The following is a 15,229-nucleotide window of genomic DNA, read 5'->3' as shown; positions in this document are numbered from 1 at the left end:
CATGGACCACCCAAGTTGTTACCGCACCAAGCTGTTCTCAGTAGGAGGGAACCACCATGCGGCTATCCCGCATCATCATGGCGCTCACGGTCGGTCTGGCCGTGGTGGCCGTGCCGACCGCGGCGGGGGCGGCGCAGCCGCAGCCGGCGCCCACAGTCTCCGATACGCCCCAGCCACCGCCGTACACGCCCGTCCTCGCCTCGCTGACGGTGAACCGCCCGACCATCTACCTCGGCGAGTCGATCGTCCTCACCGGGCGCAGCTTCGCCGGCAGGGAATGGGTGGACATCGAGATCTCGAGGACGCCGCTGGCCGCGCCGGCCGTCGGCACGGTCCGCAGCGACGGCAGCACCGTCGCCATGACACCGGTGGCCTTCCAGGCCAGCGCGCCGCTGAATGTCCGGGCTGACCGGGACGGCGTCTTCGCCCGCCGGTACACGCCGTCGGAGACCGGCCTGCTCACCTTCACCGCGACCGGTCGGGAGTCCGGCCGTAGCGCCTCCATCGAGCTGCGGGTGCTGCCCAAGAAGGGGCCGCACCTGCCGGTCACCGGCAGCAGCCTGGACACCCCGATGAAGGTCGGTGGCGGGCTCGTCGCCACGGGCGTGGTCCTGCTGCTCGGCACGATGCTCTGGCGGCGGCGCAACCGCCTCGGTGCGGGTGGCACGCACTGAGCCAGCACGCCGGGCAGGGCCCGGAAAGCACCGGAACCGGTGCCCGCCGTTCCCTCCGGCGGGCACCGGTACCCGTTCGTGGAGCTGAACCACGCCGTACGCCAGCTTTGCCTCGGCCACCCGGCGGAACCGTTGGGCGATCCGGTCCCTGTCGGCGGTCCGACTGATCCGTCCCGCTCTCCGGTACGTACCTGCTGGCAGGGACCGTGGAAGGGGACGGCATGGCCGGTTCGGAGCGGGACGAGAACTGTCGGACACGCCCGGAGCCGGCTCCGCCGCCCCGGGTGGAGGTGTCAGCGGAGCCGTTCGCCGGCAGCGACGCGGTGTCACCGGCCCGGCCGACCTGGTCGGCCGGCGCGCGGTTGCTGGCCGCCGCCGCGATCCTGGTGCTGGCGGTCGGTGCCGCCGCCGTGGCGGTGATCCTCTCCGACCCGCACCGGCTTGGCCTGGTCTTCTCCGGCGGCGGGCAGCCGGTGGAACCGGCGGCCACCGGGCCGGCCGAGCCGGGCGGGACCAGCGGGCTGGGCGGGGCGGCGCGGGCCGCCGTGGAGAGCCGCGAGGAGACCGAGACCGCACCCCGCGACGGCCGGCCGCAGGCCGCCTTCGAGCTGGTCGACGGGGTGACCCGGTTCGACCTGCGACTGGTGGAACTGGGGGAGGAGCTGTACCGGATCGGCAGCCCGGCCGAGTCCGGCGCCCGGCCGCGCCCGGAACTGGCCGGCGACCTGGTGCGGCTGCGGATGGAGCGGACCGGGGACGCGCCGAGCGCGGTCGAGGTGCTGCTCAACGCCCGGGTCACCTGGGCGGTACGGATTACCGGTGGGGCCACCGAACGACGCCTCGACCTCAACTCGGCCCGGCTGTCCGGGCTGGAACTCGCCGGTGGCGCCACCCGTACCGAGCTGCTCCTGCCCCCGGTCGACGGCGCGTTCGTGGTGCGGGTGACCGGCGGAGTCAACCTGTTCGACGTCACGGTCGCCGGTGGCCGGCCCGTGCGGGTCCGGGCCGCCGCCGGTGCCGGCACCATCGCCCTGTACGACGAGCGCCGCGACGGAGTCGCCGCGGGCACGGTGCTCGGCTCGCCGGGCTGGGACCGGTCCGCCGACCGGATCCTCCTGGACCTGGTCGCCGGCGCGAACGTGCTGACCGTACGCACCGGCTGAGGGATGCGGGTCGGGGCGCGGGTGGCCGCCTGGGGGTGCGCGCAGTGGCTGAGTGGGCGGCCGGATCGGGCGTACAGTCGGCCCGTGGAGCCAACCGAGTCGATGCCCGCGCAGACCCGGCCGCCCGGCGTGGCCACCGCCGATCCGGGCAGCGTGCTGCTGCCGGGCCACGACGTGCCGCTGGGCCGCTACACGACGGTGCGCCGGCTGCTGCCCCAGCGCACCCGCCGGATGGTCGGGGCCTGGTGCTTCGTCGACCACTTCGGTCCCGACGACGTGGCCCAGCGGCCGGGCATGGAGGTGCCGCCGCATCCGCACACCGGCTTGCAGACCGTGACCTGGCTGCTCGACGGCGAGATCCTGCACCGCGACAGCCTGGGCAGCGTGCAGCCGATCCGCCCGGGGCAGCTGAACGTGATGACCTCCGGTCACGGCATCGCGCACTCCGAGCGGTCCCCGGCCGTCCATCCGCCGCTGATGCACGGTCTGCAACTGTGGGTGGCGCTGCCGGATCCGGCTCGGGCCGGCGCGGCCGACTTCGCCCACCACGCCGAACTCCCCCGGTGGCGCGACGGCGATCTGGACGTCACCCTGCTGGTCGGGGAACTCGCCGGCGAGCGCTCGCCGGCCCGGGTCTACACCCCGCTGCTCGGCGCACAGCTGGCCCTGGCCGGCGCGGGGCCGGTGGGGCTGCCGCTGCGGCGCGACTTCGAGTACGCGTTGCTCGCCCTCGACGGTGCCGCCGAGATCGACGGCGTGCCCCTCGCGCCCGGGGCGCTGCTCTGGCTCGGCGCCGGCCGGGACGCGTTCACCGTGCGCGGCGAGCCCGGCACCCGGCTGATGCTGCTCGGCGGCACCCCGTTCGACGAGCCGCTGGTGATGTGGTGGAACTTCGTCGGCCGCAGCCACGAGGAGATCGTGGCCGCCCGGGAGGACTGGATGGCCGGGCGGCGGTTCGGCGTGGTCGCCGCCGACCCGGATCCGCCGCTGCCCGCCCCCGCCCTGCCCACGACCCGGCTCAAGGCCCGGGACCGGTCCGGCGGTTTCCGGGACTGACCGGCGGCTTCCGGGCTGCACCGCAGGCGTGGCGGGCGCGGGCGCGGGTAGTAGCCGGCATGCCCACCACTGCGATCTCCACCATCGAGGACAAGAAGCGTCTGGTGCGCCGGCTCGCCGGCAGCGGCCGAGGGTTCGCCGAGCAGTACGGCTTCCGGGTCACCAACAACCCGTCCAGCCTGTTCCAGCTGCTCTGCCTCGCGGTCCTGCTGGCCCGCCGGGGTGATTTCCGGCGGGCCCTGGACAGCGCCCACGCCCTGCCCGACGCCGGCTGGGACAGCGCGGCCCGGCTGGCCCGCTCGCTGCACGCCGACCGGGTCCGGGCGCTGCGCGACAGCGGTCAGCGCGGCGACGTCGACGCCCTGGCCGACCTGCTCGGCGACCTCGCCCGCACTGTGGTCGAGCAGTACCGCGGCGACCTGCGTCAGCTGCGGTCGGCGGCCCATTACGACCCGGCGCGCGAGCGGGCGCTGCTCACCGCGCTGCCCGGGGTGGACGCCCAGGTCGCGGACCTGTTTTTGCGTGAGGTGCAAGCGCTGTGGCGGGAGGTGGCCCCGGTGGCCGACCGGCGGGCGCTGGCGGCGGCCCGCCGGCTCGGGCTGGGGCGCTCCGCGGAGGATCTCGCCGGGCTGGCCGGCGGCGGTGAGTCGGAACGTCTCGCCTGGCTGGTCGGTGCGCTGGCCCGGATCGACCTGGAGCGGCGGTATGCGGAACTGGCCGGGTGAGCCCTTCGTCGACACCACCTGACCGTTCGGCCGATCCCATGACGTATGATGATCGCGGTAACAGCAGCCACCCGGGACCGGGTGGCTGCCGGCCGCCTGTGGTTGCGACCCGGTTCGGGCGCTGCGCCACCAGGGCAGGTTGGTTACCCAGGGGCGCCCCCGGTCGCGGTTCGCGGCCGGGGCGCCCACCTGTGCCGGGTTCAGATGCTGCGCAGGTGCTGGGACACCCGCTGGTGCCGCTTGTCGCGGCCCGCCGCGCCACGCTGCGCGTCGTCGACCTCGGGAGCCGCATCGATGCCGGCGGAACGGGCCACCTCGGTGCCGTTGGCGTAGTCGACCGGAGGCAGCGCACGCAGAGCGCGCAACACGTCCGGCGGGGCTCCCTCGCGTTCGGCCTCGCGTACCACGTCGTCCTTCCCGGCGGGGAAATCCAGGCTGGACATGTACTGCAGGACGTCGGCGTAACTCGCCATGGTGTCGGCTCCTCCCGGCTTCGATCCGGCCACGACCGGGCGCGGTTACCCGACCGAGCGCCCGTCACGCGCCGGTCCGCCGGAAAACCGGCCGCGGTTTTCGCGCGGCGCGGCCGAAACCGGCCGCCGTTTCCGATCCGGCCCGACGGGTAATCGCCGCCCGGAGGGGGTATCCGATGAACTACGACACGTTCGTCGACCAGGTGGCCCAGCGGACCGGTACGTCGTCTCAGCGGGCGACGGAACTGACCAGCGCGACGTTGGCCACGCTCGCCGAGCGGCTGACCGGCGGCGAGGTGCTCGACCTGGCCGTCCAGCTGCCCGCGCCGCTACGGCTGCCGCTGCGGCCGACACCCGACACCGAGGCGGCGGAGCGTTTCGGCGCGGCCGAGTTCGTCGCCCGGGTGGCGGTCCGCGCCGGCGTCGAGGAGCCGGCGGCCCGGGACGCGATCCGCGCGGTCTTCACCACGGTGCGTGAGGCGGTCACCGGTGGGGAGTTCGACGAACTGGTGGTCCAGTTGCCCCGTGACTACCGCGACATGGTCGAACCGGCCCTGGCACCCGGCGCGACCCTGCGCCGCCGCTGAGCCGAGGCTCAGCGGACCGCGCCGGCGGCCCGCAGGTCGGCCACCCGGTCCGGGTGGTAGCCGGCCTCGGCGAGCAGCTCGTCGGTGTGCTCACCGGGCCACGGCGGCGGCCGGCGCACCGACGTCGGGGTGCCGGAGAACCGGGGTGCCGGCGCCGGCTGGACGACCCCGTCGCGGACCACGAAGGTGTCCCGGGCGGCCAGATGCGGATGCTCCGGCGCCTCCCGCCAGTCCAGCACCGGGGCCACACAGGCGTCGGAGGCGGTGAGCAGCGCCGCCCACTCGTCCCGTGAGCGGGTGCGGAACAGCCGGGCCCAGGCCGCGCGCAGCGCCGGCCAGTTCGCCGGGTCGGTGCGATCGGGCGCCTCGTCCGGCGGCAGCGGGAAACCGGTGCGCCGGACCAGCTCGTCGTAGAACCGCGGCTCCAGCGCGCCGACCGCGATGTACCGCCCGTCGGCGCACTCGTACGTGTTGTAGAACGGGGCGCCGCCGTCGAGCAGGTTCACCCCGCGCGGGTCCTGCCACATGCCGAGCTGCCGCAACGCGTGGATCTGCGTGCTGAGCACCGCCACCCCGTCCACGATTGCGGCGTCGACCACCTGACCGGCCGCGCCTGCGCGGACCGCGTACAGCGCGGAGACGACGCCCAGGGCCAGCATCATCCCGCCACCGCCGAAGTCGCCGAGCAGGTTCATCGGCGGCACCGGCGGTTGCCCGGCCCGGCCGATGCCGTGCAACGCGCCGGTCAGGGCCAGATAGTCGATGTCGTGCCCGGCGTACGGCGCGCTCGGTCCGTCCTGCCCCCAGCCGGTCATCCGGCCGTAGACCAGCTGCGGGTTGACCGCGTGGCAGTCCGTCGGGCCCACGCCGAGCCGCTCGGTCACCCCGGGCCGAAAACCCTCGATCAGCGCGTCCGCGCCGCCGGCCAGGGCGAGCACCACCTCCCGGCCGCCGGCCGACTTCAGGTCCACGCCGATCGAGCGGCGGCCCCGGTTGAGCAGGTCCGGATGTGGGGTGCCGAAGGCCGAGACGTCCACCTCGGTCGCCCGGTCCACCCGGATCACGTCCGCACCGAGGTCGGCCAGCATCATCGCGGCGAACGGACCCGGCCCGATCCCGGCCAGCTCGATCACGCGTACGCCGGCCAGTGGGCCGGCCGGCAGCTCAGCGGTCACCGGATCACGATAGGCGCTCACATCCGCGCTGGTAAGGGGACGGACCTGCCCCGCCTGGCGGGCGGGATCCGGCTGGCCTAACCTTGTCAGCACGAGGGGAGTACTTCCCACGAACCATACCGGTCAGTACGGCGCGCTGACGTGTGCCTCGGGTGGTTGCCCACGAAATGTGGGTGAAGGAGACCTCGAACATGACACGGTGTTCGAGGAGGCTTCATGTCCGATTTGTCGTATGCTGCTGCCGGTCTCCAGTCGGTGGGCACGCCGTCGCTCTGGGCGGTGACCATCGCCGGAGTGCTCGTCCTGCTGGTGCTCGACTTCCTGGTGACCCGCCGCCCGCACGAGGTGTCACTGAAAGAGGCGCTGGGCTGGTCGGCGTTCTACATAGCCCTGCCGCTGGCCTTCGGTGCCTGGGTCTGGTCCGAGTTCGGCTCCCAGCGCGGCTTCGAGTACCTCACCGGCTATCTGGTCGAGAAGTCCCTGTCGGTCGACAACCTCTTCGTCTTCATGCTGCTGCTGGCCGCCTTCGCGGTGCCGGGCGTGCTCGCCCAGCGGGTGCTGCTGTTCGGCATCACCGGGGCGCTGGTGCTGCGCGGCGTGTTCATCGCCCTGGGCGCGGCCGCGTTGCAGACCCTGGACTTCGCCTTCCTGGTCTTCGCGCTGATCCTGCTGTTCACCGCGGCCAAGCTGCTTCGTGACGCGTTCAGCGGGCACGAGCAGACGGTGGACATCGGCACCATGCGTTCGGTGCGCCTGCTGCGCCGCTTCATGCCGGTGGTCAACGAGTACCACGGCACGAAGATGACCGTGCAGGTCGACGGCCGGCGGGCGCTCACCCCGCTCGCGCTGGTGGTGGTGGCGGTGTTCGCCACCGACGTGGTTTTCGCCGTCGACTCGGTGCCGGCCGTCTACGGCATCACCAACGACCCGTACCTCGTCTTCGCCACCAACGCCTTCGCCCTGCTGGGACTGCGGGCGCTGTACTTCGTGCTGCACGCGGCGCTGAGCCGGCTGGTCCACCTCAGCTACGGCCTGGCCGTCATCCTGGCCTTCATCGGCGTCAAGCTCGGCCTGCACTGGGCGCACGGCATCTGGGAGGGCGTCCCGGAGATCCCCACCGTGGCCTCGCTCCTGGTCATCATCGTCGTCCTGACCGTCGTCACCATCACCAGTCTGCGCGCCACCCGCAACATGGCGCCGGGCACGAAGGAGATCGTCACCGAACGGCAGTGAGGGTCCGCGCCGCCTGCCCACCGCACGGACCGGCCCGGCGAACGCCCCCCGGGCGCGCCACCGAACGTGGTACGACTGAGCGGTGGGCATCGTCACGCCGGGCTTTCAGGGTCGGCCCCGCTCCGGGGCGCCGAACCTGCCTCCCGGGCAGTACCTGACACCGGATTTCCCCGTGCTGTCCGCGGGCCCGACACCAAAGGTGCCGCGCGAGACGTGGGAGTTCGTCATCTCCACCGAGACCGGCATGGAGTACCGGTGGAGCTGGGACGAGATGATGGCGTTGCCGCAGGAGACCCCGACCGTCGACATCCACTGCGTCACCCGGTGGTCGAAGCTCGGCACCAACTGGCAGGGCGTCTCGCTGGACACCCTGCTCGACGGCATCGACACTGCGGCGGATTACGCCCTCGCCCACTCCTACGGCGACTACAGCACCAACCTGCCCCTGGACGACCTGCGGGACGGGCAGGCCTGGCTGGTGCACACCTACGACGGCGACGACCTGCCCGCCGAACACGGTGGGCCGGCCCGCCTGCTCGTGCCCCAGCATTATTTCTGGAAGTCCGCCAAGTGGGTGCGCGGCATCCGCCTGATGAGCGAGGACAGCCCCGGCTTCTGGGAGACCGCCGGCTACCACGACTACGGGGATCCGTGGCGTGAGCAGCGGTACCAGGGCGATTGAGCGGGCCCATGCGGTGGCTGCCGGCCCGGCTGGTGGAACGCCGGGTCGAGACACCGACCGCGCAGACCCTGCTGCTGGAGGTGCCGGGCTGGCCGGCCCACCTGCCCGGCCAGCACGTCGACATCCGGCTCACCGCACCCGACGGCTACCAGGCGGCCCGCTCGTACTCGCTGGCCGCGCCGGCCGACGGCGACCGGATCGAGCTGACCGTGCAGCGGGTGCCCGACGGTGAGGTGTCGCCCTTCCTGATCGAGACCTACCGGGAGGGTGATCCGGTCGAGGTCCGCGGCCCGGTCGGCGGCTGGTTCGTCTGGCGGCCCGCCCAGACCGACCCGGTGCTGCTGGTGGCCGGCGGCTCGGGCGTGGTGCCGCTGATGGCCATGCTCCGCGCCCGCCGGGCGGCCGGCAGCCGGGCCCCGTTTCGGCTGATCTACTCCGTACGCACCCCGACCGACGTGTTCTACGCCGACGAGTTGCGCCGGCGGGTCCGTGACGACGCCGGTCTCGACGTGGCGTACGTGTACACCCGCCAGGCGCCCGAGGGATGGCGGGGCGAGCCGCACCGGCTCAATCTCGCCGACGTCAACACCCACGGCTGGCCGCCGGACCTGGAGCCCCTGGTCTACGTCTGCGGTCCCACCGGCTTCGTGGAGACCGTCTCCGATCTGCTCGTCGGGCTGGGCCACCCGGCGAGGCGGGTGCGCACCGAGCGTTTCGGCCCGACCGGCTGAGAGGAGGCTACGGATGACTGCGCTGCCGTACGTGGACGGCAACATGCTCGACGGTCCGCTGGGGGAGGTGTTCGCGGTCGACCTGAGCACCGCCACCGGCCGGTGCGCCCACTGCGGCACCGCCAGCCCGGTGGCGGGATTGCGGGTCTACTCGCACGCGCCGGGCCTGGTCGCCCGGTGCCCGGTCTGCACCGAGGTGATACTGCGGCTGGTCCGCGCACCCGATCGGGTGTGGCTGGACCTGCGCGGCGCCACCTTCCTCCAATTCCCGATGCCGGCCGAGGGCCCGCCGAGCCGGTAGCCCGGCACGACCAGGCAGATCCGGGGCGCTGCCACCGGTGGCGGATTCAGCGGCCACGGCTGGCCGCGCGGCCGCCGGGACGGTCCGGCGGGCGTTGGCCGGTCAGGCGCCCGAGTCTCCGCTCCTTCTGCTCGGCGCGCCGGCGCTGCCGTGAGGTCAGCTGCGGGCGGCCGCTCTGCCGCAGGTACGTCGGCACCCGCCGGTCATTGGGGATCGGCAGACTCATGATGCGTTCCTCCTCGACTCGTGCCGTCCCCTCGACCCTGCGCCGCCCTCGGGTGAGGCGAGTTCACCCCGTGCGGGTGAGGCTTTCGCGATCCAGGCCGGAGCCGCTCGCCGGGCGCGGACGTTTGTCCTGGCCGGGGGCGGGAACCGGGCCGGAATGACGAAACCTCGTGTGGTGATCGTGGGAGCCGGGTTCGCCGGTTACCACGCGGCGAAGACGCTGAGCCGGTTGGCCCGCGACCGGGCCGAGATCGTCCTGCTGAACTCGACCGACTACTTCCTCTACCTGCCGCTGCTGCCCGAGGTGGCCGCCGGCGTGGTGGAGCCCGGCCGGATCGCCGTGCCGCTGACCGGCACGCTGGACGGCGTACGGGTGGTCATCGGCGAGGCCGATCACGTCGACCTGCAGAACCGCTGGGTCGGCTTCACCCAGCCGGAGGGTGACCGCAACCGGCTGGCGTACGACCGGCTGATCCTCGCCGTCGGCAGCGTCAACAAGCTGCTGCCGATCCCCGGGGTGACCGAGTACGCCCACGGCTTCCGTGGCCTGCCCGAGGCGCTCTTCCTGCACGACAAGGTGATCCGCCAGATCGAACTGGCCGAGCAGGCCGAGGACCCGGCCGAGCAGCAGGCGCGGGCGACGTTCGTGGTGGTCGGCGCCGGCTACACGGGTACCGAGGTGGCCGCGCACGGACAGCTGTTCACCGACGAGCTGGCCGCCCAGCGCCCCCGGCTGAAGATCCGGCCGAAGTGGATGCTGCTGGACGTCGCCCCCCGCGTTCTGCCCGAATTGGATCAGCGGATGTCCCGGACCGCGGACCGGGTGCTGCGCCGGCGCGGGGTGGACGTACGCATGGGCACCTCGGTGGCGGTCGCCACTGAGGACGGGGTCAAGCTCACCGACGGCGAGTACGTGCCCACCTGTTCGCTGATCTGGTGCGTCGGCGTACGCCCCGACCCGTTCGTGGCGGAGTTGGGCCTGCGGACCGAAAAGGGGCGGTTGGTCGTCGACGAGTATCTCAACGTCCCCGGCTTCCCCGAGGTGTACGCCTGCGGCGACGCCGCCGCGGTCCCCGACCTGACCCGCCCCGGCCAGATCTGCACGATGACCGCCCAGCACGCCCAGCGGCAGGGCAAGCTCGCCGCGCACAACGTCGCCGCCTCCTACGGGCAGGGCCGCCGCCGGCCGTACAAGCATCACGACCTTGGTTGGGTGGTCGACCTGGGCGGCAAGCAGGCGGCGGCGAACCCGCTGAAGGTGCCGATGTCCGGTCTGCCGGCCAAGGCGGTGACCCGGGGCTATCACCTGCTGGCGATGCCCGGCAACCGGACCCGGGTGAGCGCCGATTGGCTCATCGACGCGGCGCAGCCCCGCTCGGCGGCGCAGCTCGGACTCGTCCCCGCCAACGCCGTGCCGCTGGAGAGCGCCTCGCCCGAGATGCCGACCCGCGTACGCTGACTCATTTTGATGTGCCCGCGCGGGTGCGCGGGCCGACGGGGGTACCCGTCGGCCCGCGTCCGTTCTGCCGGTGGCTCAGCCGGTGGCCAGCCCGGCGCCCGCCTCGTCGATCGCGTCGTCGATCGTGTGCGCCAGGTCGATGTCCATTGCGGTAACACCCCGGGCGTTACGGCTGGTGACGGTCAACACGGCCGTCGTCGGGTCCGCCCGGCCGATCCGTGGCCCGCGGCCGGTCTGGCCCCGGATCTGGTCGAGCCGGTCCAGCACCCGGTCGAGGTTGTCCGGCGGTAGTTCGAGGGTCCGGGACAGCGAGGTGCCGTCACCGGACCAGTAAGGCAGGTCGGACAGCGCATCACCCAGGTCCAAGTCGGACAGCGTGGGCGTGGCGGTGGTCGCGCCGACCACCCCGCCGCCGGCTGCGGGCGGGTTCAGCAACTCCCGCAGTTCGTCCGGTACGTGCAGCGACTCGACCAGGTCACCGTCGTGCTCGGCGAGCGCCGCGAGGGTGGCCTCGGCCTGATAGCGGGCCTGCTCGGGGCTGCGGCCGCTGATCCGGCCCACCTCGGACAGGAAGCCGGGCAGGTCCTGGCGCCGCTCGATGCCGTCGACCGGTACCACGTCGTGCAGTGAGGTGGGCACCGCCGCCAGCAGTCGGTTGCGCTCGGCCGCCTCCAGGGCCCAGGCCAGGACCAGTACCGTCGACTCCACCCCCACCTTGGCGGTGCGGAAGTCGACGCCGGCGCGCCGGACGACGTCGTCGACCAGATCCTGGTAGCCCATCGTGGTGACCCCCGGCGCGTTGACGCCCGGTTCCGGGCGAGGTCGGGGAGGGGCCTCCGCGAGGCCGGCCGGCGGCGGTGCGGGCCGGTCGCGCGTGGTGTTCGGTTTGTGGCGGCTTCTGGCCGGCGTCGGGCCGGTCCGCTTGCCCTGGTCGAGGTGGGCGAGCTGCTTGGAAGCGCTCAGGCTGGCACCGGTGTCGCCCGCCTGCATGCCGCGCTGCCGGGCCTGCCGGGCCAGTGCGCGGCGGCGCTGGTTGTCGCCCTCCATCTGCTTGCGCATGGTGGCACCTCGCTTCCGCTGGTGTTGCTGGCTTCGTCGATGGCCTTCCCGCCGCTACCGGGAGCGAAACGATCGGTTCGGCCCGGGCCACCGCCGGCGCGACGCCGCCGTTGCGGCTTCATCCCGCCGGGGTGAGGGATCGTCACCCGGGCGGGGCCGACGATCGCAGTGGACCGGAGATCTTCCGAGGCACAGCACGCGGAAGGGAAGGTCATGATGAAGCGGATTGTCGAGATCGTCCCCGCCCGACCCGGCTGGTACGCCCGTTGGCGCCTGGCGACCGAGAGCACCCGGTGCTACCAGGTGAGCCTGTGGGCGCTGCTGGAGGAGGCCGACGGCACCGGCCGTGAGGTGATCGGCGTCGACTGCGCCGGGCAGTGGCCGGGAGCGGAGGACGACCCCACGGGCGCGGAGTTCATCCGCTATCTGTTCAAGACTCCCGATTCCGGGCCTCCCGAGGACGCGGAGCCGCCCGCGCCCCGAAGCGCCGGATTCCCGGTTCCGGCGTCCTGAGCCATCCTCCGGCCCCCGGCCCCTGGTCCCAGGGTCGGGGGCCACCCCTTTCCGGTGGCCGGTGGAAGGCGGTCAGCCCGCCGCCTCCACGCCGCCGTCCTCGGTGGCGGGCCGCAGTTCCAGCAGCTCGGCCAGGCCGGTGCGGTCCAGCAACTGGCGCAGCTTGGGGTGCACGCCGGTCAACCGGATCGGAACGGAGCCGCCCCGGTGCGCCACCACGAACGCGCTCAGCCCGGAGGAGTCGCACAGACCCAGTCCGGTCAGGTCGATGACCAGCTGTTGGTAGCCGTCGCGGTGCAGCTCACCCACGGCGTCGATCAGCTCGGTCGCGCTGTCGAAGTCCAGGTCGCCGGTCAGCCGCAGCTCGGCACGCCCGGCGTCGAACCGGCTGACCTCGATGGCCAACAGCGGGGAGGACATGCCCCCATGCTTCCAGCCCACCGGTTCCGCGCAAGTCGCAGGGTTGGGGGAGTCAGGCGGTGGCGGTGGGTTGGCCGTCCGGCCCGGTGCGCACCGGCTGGTCGCCGCCGACCGGGCGGGCGAGCAGGCCGGTGACCCCGGTCATGTCGAGAATGGTCGCAAGGAACCGTGGCGCCGCGCGTAGCCGCAGGGCGGTGCCCACCTGTTGCCCCTCGCGCCAGGCGTGCACGATGACGCTGAGCCCGGTGCTGTCGATGAACTGCAGGTCGGCGAAGTCGAGCACGAGCCCTGCGGGGCCGGGGCCAAGCAGGCGGTCCACCTCGACCCGCAGCGGGGCGGCCGTGGTGTAGGCGAGATCGCCGCCCACCAGGATGACGGGCACGTCGGGATCGGACCGGTCGACGGACATGCTCAGCGGCGTCGTCTCGGGCCTTCGACCGTGGGACAGCAACGATCACGCCTTCCGCGGGTTGCCGGCGGGCAGGGGCGTTCCGGATCGTAACAACCGTTGACCTGCCCCGCCTGTCGGGCGGCCGGCCGCGCGGCCGCCGGGTGGCGGTACCGCGACACCGGCGTAGGGTGGGTGGCGGGACGAGACCATGCAGACCGCCCGGCGCGGTTGCGGAATCGACAAGGAGTGGGGCTCAGCTGGTGACAGGTGCCGACGTCAGGGACCTTGGCCCCGGCGACGGACGGTTCCTCACGCCGAGTGCCGCGCGGGCCCCGGCGTGGCATCCCGCCACGCCACGATCCGCGGTCGGGCTTCCCGCTGTGGAGGGGGCCCGGTCCCAGACTGCGCCCGACTGGCCGGAGGTCGTCGAGCACTTCCGCGAGGGCCTGGTGGTGTGTGGCCCCGACGGGGTCGTGTGGCACGTCAGCCCGGTCGCCGAGCGGTTGCTGCCGGAGGTCGTCGCGGGCGGGACGCTCGCCGGCATCGGCGGGCTGAGTTCCGGCGACGCCGAATTCACCCACCACGGCCGCCGGCTGCGCACCCGACGGGTGCCGCTGTCGGCCGGTCGTAGCTGCTGGTATGTGGAGGACGTCAGCGACAGTGCCGGGCGTGCCGACGCGCTGGTGGCCGAACGGGCCAGGTCGGCGTTCCTGGCCGTGGTCGGTGAGAAGCTCGGCAACCCGCTGCACCCGGACCGGGCCGCCGCCGCGGTGGTCCGGCTCGCCGTGCCCACGCTGGCCGAGGTGGCCGTGCTGGTGCTGGCTCCCCGGTCCGGCCGGGCCCGCTGGTGGCGCGCCCGGCGGGCCGACGGCGACGCAACCACTGTGGACCGTGGGGTGCTGGCCGCGGCGGAGTTGCCCCCGGCCGTCGCCGACGGCCTGTCCGGCGCCGAGCCGCACGCCGTCGACTGGCTGGCCGAACAGGCCGTCGAGGCGGGATGGCTGCCCGGGCTGTCCGTGGCCGACGTGTGCGCCCGGCTGGTGCCGCTGCCCGGCCGGGACACGCCCGCCGGCGTGCTGCTGGTCGCCCGGTCGGCCGCCCGTTGGTACGGCACGGACGACGTCGACCTGATCCGGGCCTTCGCCGCCCGGGCCGGCGCGACGTTGACCACCGCTCTGCTCTACCACGACCAGGCCGAGGTGGCGGACACCCTCCAGGCCAGCCTGCTGCCGGTGGAGCCGGTCGAGGTCCCCGGCGTCCAATGGGGCACGGCGTACCGGCCGGCCCAGGCCGGGCTGCGCATCGGAGGTGACTTCTACGGCTCGCACCGGCTGCCCGACGGCGGCTCAATCTTCTTTCTCGGCGACGTCTCCGGCAAGGGTGTCGAGGCGGCGGTCTTCACCGGGCAACTGCGCCAGTGCCTACACGCGCTGCACCGGGTCGAGCAGCACCCCGCCCAGCTGCTGCGGCTGCTCAACGATGCCCTGCTGGAGACGACCCTGGCACACGGGCAGGGTCGGTTCGCCACTATGGTGCTGGGCGCGGTCCGGCCGCACCGCGACGGGGGTCTGGCGCTGACTCTGGCCGGTGGCGGTCACCTTCCCCCGCTGGTGGTGCGCGCCTCCGGCGAGGTGGAGCAGCTCGCGCTGAGCGGGATGCTCATCGGGGTGGTGCCGGACCCGCGGGTCGGCCAGGTTTCCACGCGGCTGGCCCCTGGCGAGACCTGCCTGCTCTACAGCGACGGTGTGACCGAGGCGCGCGGTGGCCGGCGGGGCGACGAGCAACTCGGCACCGCCCGGCTGGTGCAGGCGGTGACCGGCTGCCAGCGGATGCCGGCGCCGGCCCTGGCCGAACGGATCGAGCAGGTCACCTGCGACTGGCTGGCCCAGCGCGACCACGACGACATCGCGGTGCTCGCGTTGCGCGCCACCGGTGCCGGTGGCCGCGCCCACCGGCACCTGCACGCGGTACCCACGCCGGCCGGGGCGAGCCAGGAAGGGACCGCAGCACCGTGACCACCGCGACCACGGGCACCTCGCCGGCCGCCGCGTACCCGGCGTACCTGGACTATCTTGCCGACGCCGACGAGCAGGCCGCCGTCGCGCTGGCGAGGGGCCTGCTCGACGCCGGCGTACCGGCCGAGCGGGTGTTGCTGGATCTGGTCGCCGCCGCGCAGGCCGAGGTGGGGGAGCGGTGGGCGCGCAACGAGTGGGGCGTCGCCGAGGAACACGCCGCCACGCACGTCAGCGAGCGGGTGGTGGCGGCCATCGCCGGGTACGCCGATGACCAGCCGACCGGCGACCGGATCGTGGTGGCCTGCATGGACGGTGAGTGGCATGCGCTGCCGGCCCGGCTGGTCGCC

Annotated in this window: 19 protein-coding genes; 13 read left to right on the top strand and 6 right to left on the bottom strand. The window is 73.5% G+C overall.

What is annotated here, in order from left to right:
* Positions 1–56: 56 nt before the first annotated feature.
* From AB0M52_RS17310 to AB0M52_RS17295, 4 genes are all read left to right on the top strand, one after another.
* Positions 57–674, top strand: coding sequence for a hypothetical protein (locus tag AB0M52_RS17310; RefSeq protein ID WP_363954318.1), 618 nt, complete (start codon positions 57–59; stop codon positions 672–674).
* Between the two features lie 221 nt (positions 675–895).
* Positions 896–1,837, top strand: a complete 942-nt coding sequence (locus tag AB0M52_RS17305) for a hypothetical protein (RefSeq protein WP_363954316.1) — start codon at positions 896–898, stop codon at positions 1,835–1,837.
* 84 nt (positions 1,838–1,921) lie between these two features.
* The gene (locus tag AB0M52_RS17300) at positions 1,922–2,893 is read left to right on the top strand and encodes a pirin family protein (RefSeq protein WP_363954314.1); all 972 of its coding nucleotides are present in this window, start codon (positions 1,922–1,924) and stop codon (positions 2,891–2,893) included.
* A 59-nt stretch (positions 2,894–2,952) separates the two neighbouring features.
* Positions 2,953–3,618: a hypothetical protein gene (locus tag AB0M52_RS17295; RefSeq protein ID WP_363954312.1), complete on the top strand. Its 666-nt coding sequence runs from the start codon at positions 2,953–2,955 to the stop codon at positions 3,616–3,618.
* A gap of 200 nt (positions 3,619–3,818) precedes the next feature.
* Here AB0M52_RS17295 and AB0M52_RS17290 read toward each other — a convergent pair whose 3' ends face one another.
* Positions 3,819–4,091: a DUF2795 domain-containing protein gene (locus AB0M52_RS17290; protein WP_363954310.1), complete on the bottom strand. Its 273-nt coding sequence runs from the start codon at positions 4,089–4,091 to the stop codon at positions 3,819–3,821.
* Positions 4,092–4,267: 176 nt separating this feature from the next.
* On the opposite strand from AB0M52_RS17290, the gene AB0M52_RS17285 reads away from it, so the two are divergent.
* Positions 4,268–4,678: a DUF2267 domain-containing protein gene (locus AB0M52_RS17285; RefSeq protein WP_111214600.1), complete on the top strand. Its 411-nt coding sequence runs from the start codon at positions 4,268–4,270 to the stop codon at positions 4,676–4,678.
* Between the two features lie 8 nt (positions 4,679–4,686).
* On the opposite strand, the gene AB0M52_RS17280 is transcribed toward AB0M52_RS17285, so the two are convergent.
* Entirely contained in the window at positions 4,687–5,853 is a 1,167-nt protein-coding gene (locus AB0M52_RS17280) for a CaiB/BaiF CoA-transferase family protein (RefSeq protein WP_363954307.1), read from the bottom strand.
* Positions 5,854–6,069: 216 nt separating this feature from the next.
* Here AB0M52_RS17280 and AB0M52_RS17275 point away from each other — a divergent pair, with 216 nt between their 5' ends.
* From AB0M52_RS17275 to AB0M52_RS17260, 4 genes are all read left to right on the top strand, one after another.
* The gene (locus tag AB0M52_RS17275; protein ID WP_363954305.1) at positions 6,070–7,086 is read left to right on the top strand and encodes a TerC/Alx family metal homeostasis membrane protein; all 1,017 of its coding nucleotides are present in this window, start codon (positions 6,070–6,072) and stop codon (positions 7,084–7,086) included.
* Positions 7,087–7,168: 82 nt separating this feature from the next.
* Entirely contained in the window at positions 7,169–7,768 is a 600-nt protein-coding gene (locus AB0M52_RS17270) for a sulfite oxidase-like oxidoreductase (protein ID WP_363954303.1), read from the top strand.
* A gap of 8 nt (positions 7,769–7,776) precedes the next feature.
* Complete coding sequence (locus AB0M52_RS17265; RefSeq protein WP_363954301.1) at positions 7,777–8,499, top strand: ferredoxin reductase; 723 nt, start codon at positions 7,777–7,779, stop codon at positions 8,497–8,499.
* A gap of 13 nt (positions 8,500–8,512) precedes the next feature.
* The gene (locus tag AB0M52_RS17260) at positions 8,513–8,800 is read left to right on the top strand and encodes a DUF6510 family protein (protein ID WP_363954299.1); all 288 of its coding nucleotides are present in this window, start codon (positions 8,513–8,515) and stop codon (positions 8,798–8,800) included.
* Between the two features lie 46 nt (positions 8,801–8,846).
* Here the strand turns inward: AB0M52_RS17260 and AB0M52_RS17255 are convergent, their stop codons facing one another.
* Positions 8,847–9,026: a hypothetical protein gene (locus AB0M52_RS17255; protein ID WP_363954297.1), complete on the bottom strand. Its 180-nt coding sequence runs from the start codon at positions 9,024–9,026 to the stop codon at positions 8,847–8,849.
* 156 nt (positions 9,027–9,182) lie between these two features.
* On the opposite strand from AB0M52_RS17255, the gene AB0M52_RS17250 reads away from it, so the two are divergent.
* Positions 9,183–10,484 carry an NAD(P)/FAD-dependent oxidoreductase gene (locus AB0M52_RS17250; protein ID WP_363954295.1) on the top strand — a complete coding sequence of 434 codons (1,302 nt, stop codon included), beginning with the start codon at positions 9,183–9,185 and terminating at the stop codon, positions 10,482–10,484.
* Positions 10,485–10,559: 75 nt separating this feature from the next.
* On the opposite strand, the gene AB0M52_RS17245 is transcribed toward AB0M52_RS17250, so the two are convergent.
* Positions 10,560–11,543: a DUF2267 domain-containing protein gene (locus AB0M52_RS17245; protein WP_363954293.1), complete on the bottom strand. Its 984-nt coding sequence runs from the start codon at positions 11,541–11,543 to the stop codon at positions 10,560–10,562.
* Positions 11,544–11,759: 216 nt separating this feature from the next.
* Here AB0M52_RS17245 and AB0M52_RS17240 point away from each other — a divergent pair, with 216 nt between their 5' ends.
* Positions 11,760–12,056, top strand: coding sequence for a hypothetical protein (locus tag AB0M52_RS17240; protein ID WP_363954320.1), 297 nt, complete (start codon positions 11,760–11,762; stop codon positions 12,054–12,056).
* A 72-nt stretch (positions 12,057–12,128) separates the two neighbouring features.
* On the opposite strand, the gene AB0M52_RS17235 is transcribed toward AB0M52_RS17240, so the two are convergent.
* Positions 12,129–12,476, bottom strand: coding sequence for an STAS domain-containing protein (locus AB0M52_RS17235; protein ID WP_363954291.1), 348 nt, complete (start codon positions 12,474–12,476; stop codon positions 12,129–12,131).
* Positions 12,477–12,528: 52 nt separating this feature from the next.
* Entirely contained in the window at positions 12,529–12,885 is a 357-nt protein-coding gene (locus AB0M52_RS17230; protein WP_363954289.1) for an STAS domain-containing protein, read from the bottom strand.
* Positions 12,886–13,127: 242 nt separating this feature from the next.
* Here AB0M52_RS17230 and AB0M52_RS17225 point away from each other — a divergent pair, with 242 nt between their 5' ends.
* Complete coding sequence (locus AB0M52_RS17225; protein WP_363954287.1) at positions 13,128–14,882, top strand: PP2C family protein-serine/threonine phosphatase; 1,755 nt, start codon at positions 13,128–13,130, stop codon at positions 14,880–14,882.
* Positions 14,879–15,229 (top strand): B12-binding domain-containing protein (locus AB0M52_RS17220; RefSeq protein ID WP_363954285.1); only part of this gene is annotated, 351 nt, incomplete at its 3' end. The genes AB0M52_RS17225 and AB0M52_RS17220, both read left to right, overlap by 4 nt.

The organism is Micromonospora sp. NPDC051296, from assembly GCF_040682255.1.
GTDB classification, from domain to species: domain Bacteria; phylum Actinomycetota; class Actinomycetes; order Mycobacteriales; family Micromonosporaceae; genus Micromonospora; species Micromonospora craterilacus.
This window is presented reverse-complemented; position numbering and strand designations above follow the sequence as displayed.